The 15,180-nt window shown below is 45.9% G+C and carries 9 protein-coding genes; 5 read left to right on the top strand and 4 right to left on the bottom strand.

What is annotated here, in order from left to right; all coding sequences use genetic code 11:
• The first annotated feature begins 200 nt into the window (after positions 1-200).
• Positions 201-380 (top strand): hypothetical protein, encoded by a 180-nt coding sequence (locus tag QUB25_RS19315; protein ID WP_333185185.1) that lies wholly within the window; start codon positions 201-203, stop codon positions 378-380.
• 564 nt (positions 381-944) lie between these two features.
• Here the strand turns inward: QUB25_RS19315 and mrdA are convergent.
• A complete protein-coding gene (gene mrdA, locus QUB25_RS19310; RefSeq protein ID WP_333185182.1) occupies positions 945-2,759 on the bottom strand; it encodes a penicillin-binding protein 2 in 1,815 nt (604 codons plus the stop codon).
• A 214-nt stretch (positions 2,760-2,973) separates the two neighbouring features.
• Here mrdA and QUB25_RS19305 point away from each other — a divergent pair, with 214 nt between their 5' ends.
• Positions 2,974-3,333: a phage holin family protein gene (locus QUB25_RS19305; protein ID WP_333036800.1), complete on the top strand. Its 360-nt coding sequence runs from the start codon at positions 2,974-2,976 to the stop codon at positions 3,331-3,333.
• Positions 3,334-3,545: 212 nt separating this feature from the next.
• Here the strand turns inward: QUB25_RS19305 and QUB25_RS19300 are convergent, their stop codons facing one another.
• The 3 genes from QUB25_RS19300 to QUB25_RS19290 form a co-directional block, all read right to left on the bottom strand.
• The gene (locus tag QUB25_RS19300; RefSeq protein WP_333060426.1) at positions 3,546-4,223 is read right to left on the bottom strand and encodes an N-acetylmannosamine-6-phosphate 2-epimerase; all 678 of its coding nucleotides are present in this window, start codon (positions 4,221-4,223) and stop codon (positions 3,546-3,548) included.
• Positions 4,224-4,303: 80 nt separating this feature from the next.
• Complete coding sequence (locus QUB25_RS19295) at positions 4,304-4,669, bottom strand: four helix bundle protein (protein WP_333185180.1); 366 nt, start codon at positions 4,667-4,669, stop codon at positions 4,304-4,306.
• Between the two features lie 99 nt (positions 4,670-4,768).
• The gene (locus tag QUB25_RS19290) at positions 4,769-7,315 is read right to left on the bottom strand and encodes an ATP-binding protein (RefSeq protein ID WP_333060366.1); all 2,547 of its coding nucleotides are present in this window, start codon (positions 7,313-7,315) and stop codon (positions 4,769-4,771) included.
• Positions 7,316-7,905: 590 nt separating this feature from the next.
• Here QUB25_RS19290 and QUB25_RS19285 point away from each other — a divergent pair.
• The 3 genes from QUB25_RS19285 (at position 7,906) to QUB25_RS19275 (ending at position 15,058) form a co-directional block, all read left to right on the top strand.
• Positions 7,906-9,192, top strand: a complete 1,287-nt coding sequence (locus QUB25_RS19285) for a chemotaxis protein (protein ID WP_333185178.1) — start codon at positions 7,906-7,908, stop codon at positions 9,190-9,192.
• A 202-nt stretch (positions 9,193-9,394) separates the two neighbouring features.
• Positions 9,395-11,317: a response regulator gene (locus QUB25_RS19280; RefSeq protein WP_333060368.1), complete on the top strand. Its 1,923-nt coding sequence runs from the start codon at positions 9,395-9,397 to the stop codon at positions 11,315-11,317.
• Positions 11,318-11,587: 270 nt separating this feature from the next.
• A complete protein-coding gene (locus tag QUB25_RS19275; RefSeq protein WP_333185176.1) occupies positions 11,588-15,058 on the top strand; it encodes a PAS domain S-box protein in 3,471 nt (1,156 codons plus the stop codon).
• Positions 15,059-15,180 lie beyond the last annotated feature (122 nt).

Below are 15,180 nucleotides of genomic sequence, written 5' to 3'. Positions count from 1 at the left end.
GAGGGCTTCAGTCCTCATAAAACTACTAGGAATGAAGTTCTCACTAGAAACCTTAGAACGCTTATTTACCCGATATTAAATTAATTAACTTTGAGGAAAATTGAAAAATGACAATTTTAACTCAAGTCGAACAAGTAGAAATTGAAGATCCCAGCAGCGACGGAGAGCCGATGGCTGAAAGCGACATCACGCGCGATTAAATGACTTACACCGTAGAAGCTGTCAAGCTTTACTTTCAAGAACGTTCTGATGTTTACGTGTCAGCTAATTCTTTCATTTATTATGAACAAGGGAACAACCAAGCGGTTGTTGATCCGGATATTTATGTGGTGTTTGGAGTGGCAAACCGCAAAAGAGATAATTATAAAGTTGGGGAATAAGGCGGAATTACTCCCGATTTTGTGTTATAAATTACTTGGAAAACAACTCAGACGAAAGACCAAGAAACCAAACCGGAAAGTTATCGGGCTTGGGGAGTTAGGGAATATTTTCAGTATGATCCGTCGGGAGATTATCTGAATCCAATTTTACAGGGATTACGTCTAATAAACAATCAGTATGAGCCGATTGCAGCCAACAATATCGCTTTCGATACGCTGTGGTTGTTCAGTGAAGTGCTGGGACTAGAATTGCATCTAATTTCAGGATAATTGAGGTTTAGAGTTCCTGAAACGGGGGAGTTTTTGAAGACTCATAAGGAAGAGAACCTGGGACGACTAGCTGCGGAGTGAACATTACGCTCGCTCGTAAATCAACTCTTAAATTCTGGAGTGGGTCTGGAACAGGTAGCGCAAATGATGAATTTATCGACCGTGGAAGTGAGAGGATTGGTAGGGGAAAACTTTTGATCGATCGCACTTTTCCCAGATATCAAGGATAGTGCGATCGAAGTATGGGACAAAATGAGAACAGTCAACAGTCAACAGTCCACTATTAACTAATGACTATAGAGGCTTATTAGTAGGTTTAAAACCCTGCTTTTGAAAATAGGTTCTAAATACCTCGTGAGCAATTGGTGCCGCCGATACAGCACCATATCCGCCGCCTTCAACTATAACTGCGATCGCAACTTCAGGTTTGTCAGCAGGAGCAAAACCCACATACATAGAATTGTCAGGATGACCGGGCATTTCCACCGTTCCAGTTTTGCCCGCACTTAAAGGAATAGTACCATCATTCAAGCCGCGGCCTGTACCTTTTTTCACCACCTCAATCAATCCTTGTTTAATGACATTTAAAGTTGCCGGCTTAATACCTGTTGAAATTTTTTGAGTAACAGGCGTATTGGTTTGAGAAGCCAACAAATGTGGCTGCACTCGCCAACCACCGTTGGCAATAGTTGACACCATCACTGCCAATTCTAGGGGAGTACAAAGTACCAAACCTTGACCGATCGCCATTGTTACCGTATCGCCCACATACCAATCTTCCCCATACATTTTCTGTTTCTCGGCTGGTATCGGAACTTGACCGTGATTGGCACCGTCTATCCCCAAAAGATCTAAATTAATAGTACCGCCAATACCCATTTTTTTAGCCCATTTTGCCATTTCTTCCGGCCCAGCAGTCATACCTACTTGATAGAAAAACGTATTGCTGCTGTAGGCTAAAGCATCGCGGAAACCGATAACGCCGTAACCGGCGCCGTGTTCGTTAAAGGAAATTCCGCCGATGTTAATTGAAGCAGAACTTACCAAAGTCGAGTCAGGAGAAAACTTGCCCGACTCCATCCCGGCTACAGCAGTGACAATTTTAAAAGTGCTACCGACTGGATAACCTTGAACGGCTCGATTTAAAAACGGTTTTTCTGGCCCTTGCAGCCGATCCCATTCTTTTTGAGTTACCTTGCGGGTGAAAATATTGGGATCAAATGTCGGCCAACTAGCCATTGTTAAAAGAGCGCCGGTTTTCACGTCGATCGCCACAACAGCGCCTAAGCGATCGCCCAAAGCTTTTTCTGCAGTTTTCTGCATATCTAAATCTAAAGTTAGCTGCACCGGTTTGCCAGGAATAGGGTCTTTTACACCTAAATCTTGGATTTCCTCGCCCTTAGCATTCACCTCGATTAAACGGTTTCCCCAAACGCCCTCTAAAGTTGAATTGGCTAATTTTTCAACTCCCATTTGACCGACGAGCATCCCCATCGGATATGCAGGATTAGCTTTTAATTGCTCTAAACTAGCTTCGCCGACGTATCCCAAAAGGTGAGCTGCTAATTGCTGGTGGGGATTGTCTCGGCTCGATTCTACGCGAATTTCAACTCCCCGCAAAGTATTAGCTTGTTCTCCCAACGCGACGAAAGTAGCGACATCGATATCTTTACTAATTCGCACTGGCAGGGCTGATCTGTAGCCCACTCCATCGATTTTTTTGATAATTTCGGCTGCGGGAAGTTTGACGATCGGGCCCAGTGTAGCGGCGATCTCTTGCCACTCCTTGGCCGATCGCTCTTTTGGCCACACATAGACCGATCGAGATACGCGGTTGGCCGCAAAAATTTTGCCGTTGCGGTCTAAAATTTGACCGCGATTCGCTGGGACTGAAACAGGGCGAATGCGGTTATTTTCCGCCCGCTGTCGGTTGTAGGCTCCCTGTACCAGTTGCAGTTCGGCTAGACGAAATACCGGTAGCGTCACCAAGGTAGTGACGAGCAGCATAAAAATCATAACTTGGAGCGATCGGCTGCCTTGCCGTGCAGGGTTGTCCAAGGCTTTTTTGTCGAATCTGATTTTAGAGTTAAAAGAAAAATCGCCAGCCATATTAATTAATCTGCTCTTTTTATTCAACTAACAGGTTGATACGGTTCCCATCCGGATCATTTGGCAGAAAATGCAGCGATTGGAACTTCTCACTCTTTAGTGACAGACATAAATTCGGCCTGTTGGCAGACGAATCAGCCGGATTGTTTGATTAAGGTAGATGTTAAATATCAGGTTTTTTTAACAATTCAACTGTTAAGGAGGTACGAGCGCTGTGGAACCGATCGATTTTTTGATTGCTTGGCTGGTGACAGGTAGCAGCTTGCTACTAATTTCTCAACTGCCGATCGGCGTAGAAATTGACAGCACACCGAAAGCAGTAATTTCCGCTGCGGTTTTGGGAATGTTGAATGTTTTAATTTTGCCAATTCTAAAAGCAGTTTTTTTCGTACCGAACCTACTGACGCTGGGATTGCTTTCCGGCCTGTTTGCTTTTGTAATGAACGTGATTGTTTTTGCCTCGGCTGCGAAGTTAGTTGAAGGATTTAGTTTGCGGATGGGCCTTTGGAGCGCGGTACTGGGGGCGATCGCCTTAGCTGTAGTTAGCAGCTTTATCAACGGCGCACTGATTTAGCAACTTCCCCTGATAAAGGGCGATGGAAATCGCCCGCTATTTCCCACCCTTAGCTGGCGCGTTTCCTTTGCCTACAAGCCATTTCTATCGCCGAATATTTCTTCTCCCTTCTTCCTTCAATCCGTTACATCCGTTACATTGCTTAAATCCGTTAAATAATCGGTTGCCGAACTGCCTTCAATCCGTTAAATCCGTTACATCCGTTGCCGAACTTATTTCCCCATCAGCGACTTATAGGCTGTCACCTTAAGATCAATCCCAGTAATATCTGTCCCCACAACAACAGCCACCGCTCCTAAATCCAAGGCTTTTTTAGCCATTTCCGGCCCCGATATCCCGCCTTCGCAGATAACGGGAACCTTAAGCTTTTCTACCATTTCCGCAAGCAAATCAAATCCCGGTGGCGATAAATTTTCCGTCTGGGGAGTGTAGCCAAAAAGAGTAGTTGCTACGGTATCTGCACCCGCTTCGGCAGCCGCGATCGCAGCTTCTATTGTATCTACATCCGCCATCACTAATTTGCCCAATTCACTGTGAATTCGCGCGATTAATGTCTTTAAGTCTTCGCCGCCAGCAGGACGGTTTCTCAGAGTAGCATCAACGGCGATAATATCGGCTCCAGAAGCGGCGATCGCCCGCGCGTCTTCAAACCGAGGAGTAATGTAAATCTCGCATCCCGGCAATTGCTGCTTCCAAATCCCAATTATGGGAGCGGATATCTGTTTTCGCACCGCTGCAATGTGAGCCGGAGTGTCAATCCGCACGCCCGATGCACCTCGATTGATGGCGGTTCGCGCCATTGCCGCAATTACGATCGGATCGTGCAGCGGCGAATCAGCAGGTGCTTGACAAGAAACAATTAATCCTGTAGGAATTTGACAATTAATCATGGGGAATGGAGAAGGGGGAATTGGGCATCGGGCATCGGGCATCGGGCATCGGGCATTGGGCATTGGGCTTTTTTTGTAATTTATTCCCTGTGCCCTATTGAACTCAAATAAGCGTTAACTTTTGGTAGTAATTTATCGATAATTGGTTTAAATTTGCTTACTTCTTCGCTGGTGATAAGTTGTCTAGCATAGGCTAATCTTAACCAGTTTACTGTTTCGTACAAAGAGCCTCTCGCAATTTTTACAAAACGCCGATTATCTTGATCATTATAACGACCTCTTCCTTCAGCAATATTAGCACAGACACTATCAGCAGACCGAACTATCTGTTTGCCCATCGTATCTTTTGTGAAGTAATCCCATTTTTTTATAATCTCCCAAATCTGATTCGCCAAACTTTCCGCCAACTTATAAACCTCTAATTCCTCAAAATCAGGTCTTCCCATAATTACCTCAAAAACTCAATTCTATGAAATGCCCCATGCCCCATGCCCCATGCCCCATGCCCCATGCCCCATGCCCAATTCCCCATGCCCCATGCCCAATTACCCATTACCAATCCCGGCCATTAAAGAAATAATTTTGTCCAGCAATTGCTCAGGGTGAATCGGTTTAGCCAAACACTCGTTAGCTCCCGCCGTCACAAAAGATATCTGATCTGGCGGAATTTCATTAGCGCTTAAAGCTAGAATCTTGATATTTTCAGTAGCGGGTTTTTGGCGCAGTTGGTGAATTATTTCGCAGCCATTCATACCGGGCAAACGCATATCGACAATCACAGCATTCGGCTGCAAAAGTTCAATTTGTTCCACGGCAGCCGAACCTTCAATCATCCACACCACTTGCAGTCCTGCTGCTGTCAGGATATCGCAAATCAGCATGGCAGTTTCTTCATCTTCTTCGACGAGTACGAGGCTGCCCCACGAGGAAGAATGCAGCGGTAAAGATGAATTCGATTTTTCATATGTAAATTTTGTGGATTCATCTTTGCTGAAAGTTTGGATGGGTATAAAAACCGTAAAAGTAGAGCCGACATCAACTGTAGAGCTGACTTCGATCGCACCGCCGTGAAGCTCTACTAACTGTTTAGTTAAAGCCAATCCCAGACCTGTGCCGCCGTATTCGCGGCGGTACGGGGAATCCAACTGCTGGAATTTTTGAAACAAAAGCGATCGCTGATTTTCGGGAATTCCAATGCCGGTATCTTTGATTTGAAAAACAGCGGTGCTGCCTGCCGGTGCAGTACCGGGCTGCCGCACTGCCGGCGTTCGATTTTTATCTTCTGTCACCCAAACTCGCAGGATGACTCGCCCGCCTTTGGGAGTAAATTTAATCGCATTTCCTAAAAGATTGAAGAGAATTTGTCTCAAGCGGCGGGGGTCAGCGATGAAGCGATCGCACTCTTGTTTGATCCGTTGTTCTTGCAGCAGTTCCACGCCCTTAGCCGCAGCTTTTTCTTTGAGGGCGTGCAGGCTCTGAGAAGCTAATTTAGAAAGTGAAAATTCACTAATTTTTAATATTGCTTTTCCCGCTTCTACTTGCGATAAATCTAAAATATCGTTAATTAATTCTAATAAGTGGTCGCCGCTGTCTCGGATAGTTTGCAGGTACTGCCGCTGCTTTTGCACTGGCACTTCTTTACTGCCAACTTTGCCGTAAGACCACCGCAGTAGCGTGTCGGAAATGCCGATGACGCAGGTGAGAGGAGTCCGCAATTCGTGGCTCATAGCTGCCAAAAATTCGCTCTTGGCGAGGCTGGCAGACTGGGCGGCAACCAGTGCATCGCGCAGTTCTCGCGTGCGTTCTATTACGCGCTGTTCTGAGGTGCGCTTTTGCTGCTGGACTTGTGCATAAAGTTCGGCTTGGTAAATGGCGATCGCCAAATGTTCTGCTATTTGTCGCAAAAATGTTTTTTTGCTTTCTTCCCACTCGCGAAAAGTACACTGGTGGGCAATTAGCAGCCCCCACAAGTCGTCTTGAACTACGATCGGCACTAGCAACTTTGCCCGTACCTTCGCCCGCCGCATCAACTCTAAAAAACAAGGCTGCGAAGAGTAACTTGTTTCCACATCCGCGACGCACAAAGCCAAACCTTTGCGATATTTCTCTCGGTCAATGACTCCATTGGTAAAACACTGCGCGTCTTCACTAAAATTTAGTACAGACGAGATACCATCATTGGCTAAAGCTTCGTAGGTAACGCGACCTAAATACAAGTAAGACCCGGAATTTTCGGGGATTTCGCCAGACCCAGAAACCGCCGCCGGTATTTCTTTAGCTAACTCGCCCTTGTGCGGCGCAGGAACTTTTTCAAATTGATAAATTAACAGGCGATCGACCTCCAAAAACTCTCGCACTTGCTCGACTGCTTTTGACAAAATTACAGGCAATTCCAGACTCTGGCGGATTTGAGTTGTGACCTGATTTAAAAGTCGCTCTTGTTCAAGCTGTTGCTGCAAAGCATCTTCTACTGGCTGACAAAATGAAATGCAGGGACTGGCAATTTGTAATTGATTGACGGCTTCAGCAATCTGGCTTTGTAGCGTTTCTGGATCTATAACTTTGGGCGCGGATTTTCCCTCTATTTCTGTTTGGCTGTGTAGGGGCAGGTGATTATTTTGGCTGGCATTGGCAGCGAGAATATCCAGCAAATTTAGGGTGAATTCGCTTTGAAGAACGGCCGAGTTAGTCTGTATATTTTTAATTGCTTGTTTGAGGGCGCGAATGTCAATTTTCCACGAGGGTGAGCCCGTTATTTCTGCGAGTTTGTCTGCGAGGGGAGACAGGAAATTGGCGATCGCCCCGGGGTCGAAAGTCAACTGCACATTCAATTGCGAATGGAGATTTTGTTCGCTGTGCTTGTGTCCGTTTGTTGCGAACTCATCTAATAGATTGCCCCGCAGCAGCGCGCTAAAATGCTCTGATACCACTGCTGCAAACCTTTCCGACGAATTGTCCAGATTTTGAGAATCAGCGATCGCATCGTCGGTCAGCCAAATCGCCCCTGGGATTTCAGCCATTTGCTGTAACAACTGGTAAGCAGCCTCAAAGGTTGCTAGTGGCAAAGTCCGATTTAAGGTTTTTGGTTTCAATCTAGATATTTTCCCGGTTGTTTTAAAGAACAAAATATGAATGCCCCTGTTGTGAGGACGGAACCTGGGGAACAGCAGGCGCGGCCGATCCAAAGTCAGAAAGTAGGTAATAGAAGGCCCCGGAGCCAGAGAGCTAATTTCTCCCTATAGTTGTCCTCTTTCTTCTGGGCGAGTGACCCCCGCTTCAGCGCTTTACGAGCGCGAAAGCGGTAGGAGGAAACGGGGGGAAGGGATACGGCTGTATAATCGATCGCTTCTGGTGGTGTTTGTGAACCGGGTTGTTGATTGAAACTAAGCAATTCCACTCCCATTGCTGGGGTGAAGTTAGCACGCGCCTTTGTTTTCTGAGCTGATTCGGCTAATGGCACGTCCTTAACCCAAATAAAAATGTTTAACCCTTAACGACAGAACAGGGGACTAGCTACGTATCCGCTTGGTGTCATTACTGTCAGGCTGGTCAACTGAAAATGAAGTTTTAGGCGCGAAGCCCAGTCACTTCCGTGCTGGGTCGTTGACTACTTTCAACAATCTTATTCCAGTATAATATTAATATATAATTTGTTAACTTGTACTTAACACTATCCGGGTAAATGAGCAATCCAACTCAACTCACCCCCGATTTCACGATCGGACATCTGCCGTGTCACGACTTCCAAGTGAGCGCTGCAACTCTAGGACAGGTAGTGGCTGAAAGATTTGAGCAAGAACCCGAGCTGCCGGGAGTCATTATTACCCATGAATCACAGGTATTGGGCATGATTTCTCGCGTCAAATTTCGAGAGCAAATGAGTTTTCCCGATCGCGTAGAACTTTACGGGTCACACCCGATTCGAGCCTTGTTAGATTTTATTAGAATTCCGCCTTTGCTGCTTTCGGCAAACTGGAAAGTTGACGATGCCGTGCAAGCGTCTTTCAACAGGCACAAAGACTTGGTTTATGAACCGATTATTGTGGTAAGAGAAGACCAGAGCCACCACCTTTTGGACGTTCATACTCTGGTGATTGCCCAGTCAAAACTTTTAGCGCAAGCTAACAAAGTTATTCAAAAATACCGAGTAGAAAGACACAAGTATTTGGCGCTACTTCAACAAGAACAGGCTAAGGTTCACGAATGTAATGAGCTTTTAAAAATCCACCAACGTCAAACAGAAAAGTCCTATGCCAATCCTAGTTCCCAGCAAGTGGCACTTATCAAACAAGCTGAAGAAATTGCTCAAATGAATCAGCGATTTGTGAGGATTGCGAAACTGATTTCTTCGGAAGGTCGGCAAGCATTTCAAGCTACTTTTCAAGGTGCTAATTCTATTTGCAACAATACAGATAAAATTTTGGGCGTGGGCAAAGCCATAGCTAATGATTTAGAAACGGTTAACCGCACTTCCCGAACCATCCGGGAGGCGATCGAACAAGTCAGGCATTTAGCAGTACAGGTGGCTGTAGTTACCAATCAAATGGGAAGTCAGCCCAGCGGTCTGAGCAAAGTGAGTCTAGAAATTGGCAGGCTGGCAAGTAAAACTTTTGAATTGGGGACTCAAATGGAGCAAATTGCCAGCCGGTTTAAACTTCGAGTTCACGAACTCACGGAGGCAGCAAGAGCAGGTGCTAATGTGGCTAAATCCGTGACGATCAAGATCGATCGCGCAGAAATGGCCCTGTTAGAGTTAGAAGAATTAATAGCGGAAAAAAAATTCAATTCATTGACCGCTATCCAAGAACCTTTGGGAGTCATAAAAAGTGTTACCGCTGATTCTTTAGTTCGAGAGAGAGAACAAGCCGAAGTCACGGTTTCCGAGTTGGAAGACTTAGTTAAACATCAAGATTCCTCGCAATATCTGATTCAAAAGATTCAGCAGGCGCTGAAGTCCAAAAAGCCATAAAATCCCCGCCCAAATATAATGAAATATTTCGAGAGGCAAACAAATAAAATAAAAATAATAATTTACAATTATTCTATTTCCAGAATACTATTTGTTATACTGAAGGTAGGAAATTTTTAAATTCAGTTGTAAAAAGGCTATTTAATTAGCCCCAAAAACCGATAAAAAGTTCCAAAAATAGTTGGAAGAACAGGTGACGTTTATGAAAATCCTGCTGGTAGAAGATGACACAGTTACAGTCAGTTTGCTGACTCAAGCGCTGAACTCTCACAATTACAATGTGAATGCGGCAGCAGACGGTGAAACAGCGTTGCATTTGGTGCAGGCATACGATTACGACCTGATTGTTTTGGATGTGCTGATTCCTAAACTCGACGGCATTAGTTTGTGTCGAAAATTGCGATCGTCCGGCTGCCAAATGCCGATTTTACTGCTGACAGCGCTAGATAGCAGCAACGATCGAGTCCAAGGTTTAGAGGCGGGTGCAGACGATTATGTGGTCAAACCCTTTAATCTCGAAGAATTAATCGCTCGAATTCGGGCTTTGCTGCGCCGGGGTAAGGCAACTTTGTCGAGTACAAATTTGACCTGGGAAAAACTGCAAGTCAACCCGGACACTACGGAAGTAACTTATGCCGAAAAAGTGCTGCACTTGACTCCCAAAGAGTACAATTTGCTAGAACTTTTCCTGAGAAATCCTCGGCGCATTTTCAGTCGCAGCGCCATCCTCGATCGCATTTGGTCGGCCGGCGAATTTCCTCAAGAAGAAGCCGTTACCGCTCACATCAAGGGGCTGCGGCAGAAGCTGAAAGCAGCCGGGATGACTGTAGATTTAGTGGAAACCGTTTACGGATTGGGCTATCGGCTCAAAAGTCTGCCGGAGGAGATTGAGAGCCAACAAGTTGGGCAGGAAACGGCAGAAACTGCTAAAACTCAAGAGACTTTATCTACTGAATCCAGCGGGTCGATCCAGGAATTAAACAAAGACGAGCGCCGTCTCAAAGTCTTGAATGCGATTGCCCAAATGCGGGGAAATTTAAAAGCTAATTTTATAGAAAAGGTGGCGATATTCGATCGCGCGATCGCTCAAATGAAAAACGGAAGCTTGGAGGGCGAAGTGCGCCAGGAAGCCCAAGCCCAAGCTCACAAATTAGTCGGTTCTTTGGGAACTCTAGGGCTGCCGAAAGGTTCAGAAGTTGCGCGCCAGATAGAACATTTGTTCAAGGCTGAAAACATCTGGAAACCGGATACGGCTCAGCAGATTGAGGGATTTCTGCATCAGCTCAAACAGATATTCGATCGCCCGTCGGCCGAACCAGAAGGCGATTTGGTTCCTGCGGTTTCCCAAAAGCGCCGAATGCTGATTGTTGATGATGATACTTTTGGGAGCGAGCAACTGAAAACAGTAGCATCCGGTTCCGACTTCCAGATAGAAGTCGCCAACTCTCCGCAAGCGGCAAGAAATGCAATTTCTCAACAGCCTCCCGACGCGATTTTGCTGGATTTGACATTTTCCAGATCTCAGGAAAACGGACTTTCTCTCCTAGCCGAACTCCGCAGTGAAAAGCCAGAAATTCCGGTGATGGTTTTTAGCGGGCACAATCAATTGAGCGATCGAATAGAAGTTGCTCGTTTGGGAGCTTCGGGCTTTTTACACAAATCTATCCCCCCAGCAGATATACTCAAAGCAGTCGCCCAACTACTCGACCAGACTGGCCCTGCTGAAGCTAAAGTTATGGTGGTAGACGATGACGTGCATCTATTGGCTGCACTGCAAGTGATTCTACAACCTTGGGGATTTCAAGTAACAACATTGGACGATCCCGAAAAGTTCTGGGAGGTACTCGAAACAACTTGTCCGGATTTGCTAATTTTAGATGTGGAGATGCCGGGTTACAGCGGTATCGAGCTGTGTTTGGCAGTTCGCAACGATTTGCGCTGGAGCAAGCTCCCCGTGCTATTTTTGACAGCTCATTCCGAATCGGAAACCGTGCGCCAAATGTTTGTCGCAGGTGCTGACGACTACGTGAACAAGCCGATCGTGAAACCGGAATTAATTGCTCGCCTCCTGAACCGTTTGGAGCGGACTCAACTCAGAAACAGACTGGCTCAGGCACAGCGCTAATCCAATTTTAGATTTAAAAAATTAAAGAATTAAAGAATTGAAGAACTGGGAATGACTGATAAGATATGGATTTCGATAACGTACCTATAGTTGTATTCTTTTTTTTTAATGGGATAACTAGGAGCAAATATGCAGTGCGTGTCCGAAACAAATCAGGAATCCTTAGCCAAGACTTGGGATTGTTAGATTGTGTGAATCCGACGCGGTGCTGTTGATTGATGCTTGCCCGCCGATCGAGAACACAGGCTAATTTAGAGAAGTATTAATCAGATGAAAGCAATGGTATTGCCCTCAGACACAGACAATCTCAATGGCAGCAACTGCGAAGTAATTTACGCCCCGGCTGCGATCCAACCTCATGGCATCCTTTTAGTGCTGGAATCTCCTGATTTAAAAATTTTGCAAGTTAGTAACAATATATTTGAGGATCTCGGCATTTATCCCGAAGAACTTTTGGGCAAATTTTTACAGGAATTTGTCGAAACTGAGGAAATTGAGGCTATAGAAAAAGCTTTATTTGAACACTGCGATCAATCTAACGGTATCAGATTATCATTCAAAAGTCAAAACCGCCAGTCTTTTTTTCAGGGGACGGTGCATCAATCTAGTTCAGCATTAATTCTTGAACTCGAGTCGGCTGTTTCCCCCAAACCTAGCGATTCTTTCAATTTTTATCATTTAGTCCAAGAGCCGATCGACAAAATCCACAGAACACCAAACCTGCAAGTGCTGTGTCAGACAGCAGTTGAAGAAGTGCGGAGGATGATCGGTTTCGATCGAGCCATCGTCTATCAATTTGATGCCACCGGGGCGGGGGAAGTTGTCGCCGAAGACAAAGTAGAAAGTTTGGCTCCTTTATTGGGACTGCACTATCCGGCTGGCGATATTCCCCCCCAGGCAAGAAACCTGTTCAACATGAATTCAATTCGGTTTATTCCGGATATTAACTGTCAGCCTGTAGAACTAATTCCTCACTGCAATCCGCTGACCGGTCGCCCCCTGAATCTGGGCTTTTCTTTGTTGAGAGCAGTTTCCCCTTGCCATGTTCAATATCTCAAGAACATGAACATTGGTGCTAGCATGACCTTGACATTAATCAAAGATAAAAAACTCTGGGGATTGATCGCCTGTCACCACCCAAAACGAAAGTATGTCAACTACGAAACAAGAAAGGCTTGCGAACTGCTAGCCAAGTTTGTGAATCTAGAACTTAGCTACAAACAAGATAGCGAAAATTGGGAATATGCTATTTATTTAAAAGAAAACTGCCATAAATTTGTCACCAAAATTTCTCAATCACACTGGTTTGTAGAAGGTTTACTTAAATCCCGAGATGAATTGCTGACCTTAGTGGGCGCTACGGGTGGAGTTGTGTGTGCCAATGAAAATTTAACAACCCTCGGCAAAACCCCGGAATTGGGAGAAATCGAAAGCTTAATTGCTTGGATAAAAACTCAAAGAAATAATGATATTTTTCATACAGATTCTCTCTCAAAACTGTATCCGCCATCCGAGAAGTTTAAAGAAGTTGCTAGCGGTTTGCTGGTACTTGCCATGTCCGAAATGCAAAATTATTACATTTTGTGGTTCCGTCCAGAAACAATTCAAACTGTCAACTGGGCCGGTAAACCAGACGGGGAAATTGAAGTTAACCCGGATGGCAGCCGGCCGCTGTCTCCTCGCAATTCCTTTGACTTGTGGCAAGAAACTGTGAGGTCAAAATCTTTGCCTTGGCAGCGCTGCGAAATCGAAATAGCTGGAGAACTTCGAGTTGCTATTACTAGCATGGAGTTGCGGAAAACCAATCAGCAACTCAGCTTAGCTTTGTCGGCTACCAAAATTGGATTTTGGGACTGGGACGTGCAGAAAAATCGCATAGTTTGGTCGAGGGAACACGAAGAGTTGTTTGGGTTGACCCCGGGCACTTTTGCCGGAACTTATCAAAGTTTTGCAGCTTGCGTTCACCCAGAAGATTTAAAAAGTACGGAGAATGCTCTAAATCAGGCCCTGGCCCAGCGAGCAGATTACTTTCTGGAATACCGCGTGGTTTGGCCCGACGGCAGCATTCACTGGATGGAGGGAAAAGGTAAGTTTTTTTACAACGAAGCCGGCGATGCAGTGCGGATGGTGGGGACTGTTACAGAAATTACCGATCGCAAAGCTAGAGAATTACAGTTGCGCCTGTTGGAATCAGTAGTTACCACTACTAACGACGCCGTGTTAATTACCGAAGCTGAACCGATTGAGGAACCGGGGCCGCGAATTATTTATGTCAATCCAGCTTTCACGCGGATGACCGGCTATACGCTAGAAGAAGTTGTGGGCAAAACGCCGCGCATCTTGCAAGGAGAAAAAACCGACCGCGCAAGTCTCCATCAAGTTCGGACAGCTTTAGAAACCTGGCAGCCGGTGCGGGTTGACTCGATCAATTACCGCAAAGACGGGACGGAATTTTGGGTAGAAATGAGCATTGTGCCCATAGCTGACGAAACAGGTGAGTTTACCCACTGGGTATCAGTGCACCGCGATATTAGCGATCGCAAACTTGCTGAAGCCGCCCTCCAACAGCTCAACGAACGGTTAGAAATGCGAGTTTTGCAGCGAACCAGAGAACTAGAAAGCTCTCAAGCAGAACTCCGGGAAAGCGAAGCTTTATTTCGCTCTCTGAGCGAGAGTTCCCCCGTCGGCATTTTCAAAATTGATGCTGAGGGGAAATGTACCTATACAAATCCCCGCTGTCAAGCAATTGGAGGCTTCACACCTGCAGCAGCTTTAGGAAAAGGCTGGATGCGGTTTGTTCACCGCGAAGACCTCAAACTAATTCTGTCTAAGTGGTCCCAATCGCAATCGCTAGATGGGGAATTTTCCTGCGAATTCCGCCACATCCAGCGAGACGGAACCATCCGGTTTTGTCGGCTTAAAACAGCTCCGATTTTTTCCGACAGATCTCAACTAATTGGTCACGTCGGCACAGTCACAGATATCACAGAAAGTCGGGCAATTGAAAAAATGAAAAATGAGTTTATTTCGATTGTCAGCCACGAACTGCGAACGCCGCTTGCTTCCATTCGCGGTTCTTTAGGTTTGCTGGCGGCTGGGGTACTGAAAAGTAAACCGGAAACTGCCAAACAGATGTTAGAAATCGCTTCCAGCGATACTGAACGGTTAGTGCGTTTGGTAAACGATATTCTCGACTTAGAGCGGCTCGATTCGAGCCAAGTTATCCTCGTCAAGCAGTGGTGCGATGCCCAGGTTTTGATGCGGAAGTCTGCAGAAGCTGTACTTTCTTTGGCTGCTGAAAATAACATTGATTTGTCGATTTTGCCCGAAACAGCCCAAATTTGGGCTGACCCCGACAGAATCGTTCAACTGCTGGTAAATTTGTTGAGCAATGCGATTAAATTCTCCGATCCAGGGAGTACAGTAACTGTCAGGGTGGAAGATTTGGGCGATTCCCTACGGGATAGCTACGCTTCACGGGTTTTATTTGAAGTCAAAGATCGAGGGCGGGGGATTCCTGCCGATAAACTAGAAACTATCTTTGGACGGTTTCAACAGGTCGATGCTTCTGACTCCCGCCAAAAAGGAGGTACGGGTTTGGGTTTGGCTATCTGTCGCAGCATAGTACAGCAGCATGGGGGCAGAATTTGGGTCGAAAGTGTTGTCTCACAAGGCTGCAGTTTCTATTTCACAGTGCCTGCACCGTTGGAAGGCGAAGGGGGAAAAAGTTTGGAGGTTTGAGATTGCTTTGATAATATCTCGCGAAAGCTCAAGTTCCTGGCAACCCACGCGGGTAGAATGATTTTGGGAGGCTGATAGGTCGATTTTTCAGTTCAGGGTTTAAGTAGGTGAGCGGCAAAATA

This window comes from Microcoleus sp. B3-D7 (genome assembly GCF_036705305.1).
Lineage (GTDB): Bacteria > Cyanobacteriota > Cyanobacteriia > Cyanobacteriales > Microcoleaceae > Microcoleus.
Note: the sequence above shows the minus strand (reverse complement) of the source record. Positions and strands in the feature narration are given on the sequence as shown.

Excerpts from the sequence above, each read along its gene's own strand:
- mrdA (WP_333185182.1), bottom strand. The coding sequence starts at position 2,759 with ATGGCTGGCGATTTTTCTTTTAACTCTAAAATCAGATTCGACAAAAAA.
- QUB25_RS19285 (WP_333185178.1), top strand. The coding sequence starts at position 7,906 with ATGAGCAATCCAACTCAACTCACCCCCGATTTCACGATCGGACATCTG.
- QUB25_RS19295 (WP_333185180.1), bottom strand. The coding sequence starts at position 4,669 with ATGGGAAGACCTGATTTTGAGGAATTAGAGGTTTATAAGTTGGCGGAA.
- QUB25_RS19300 (WP_333060426.1), bottom strand. The coding sequence starts at position 4,223 with ATGATTAATTGTCAAATTCCTACAGGATTAATTGTTTCTTGTCAAGCA.
- QUB25_RS19315 (WP_333185185.1), top strand. The coding sequence starts at position 201 with ATGACTTACACCGTAGAAGCTGTCAAGCTTTACTTTCAAGAACGTTCT.
- QUB25_RS19280 (WP_333060368.1), top strand. The coding sequence starts at position 9,395 with ATGAAAATCCTGCTGGTAGAAGATGACACAGTTACAGTCAGTTTGCTG.
- QUB25_RS19275 (WP_333185176.1), top strand. The coding sequence starts at position 11,588 with ATGAAAGCAATGGTATTGCCCTCAGACACAGACAATCTCAATGGCAGC.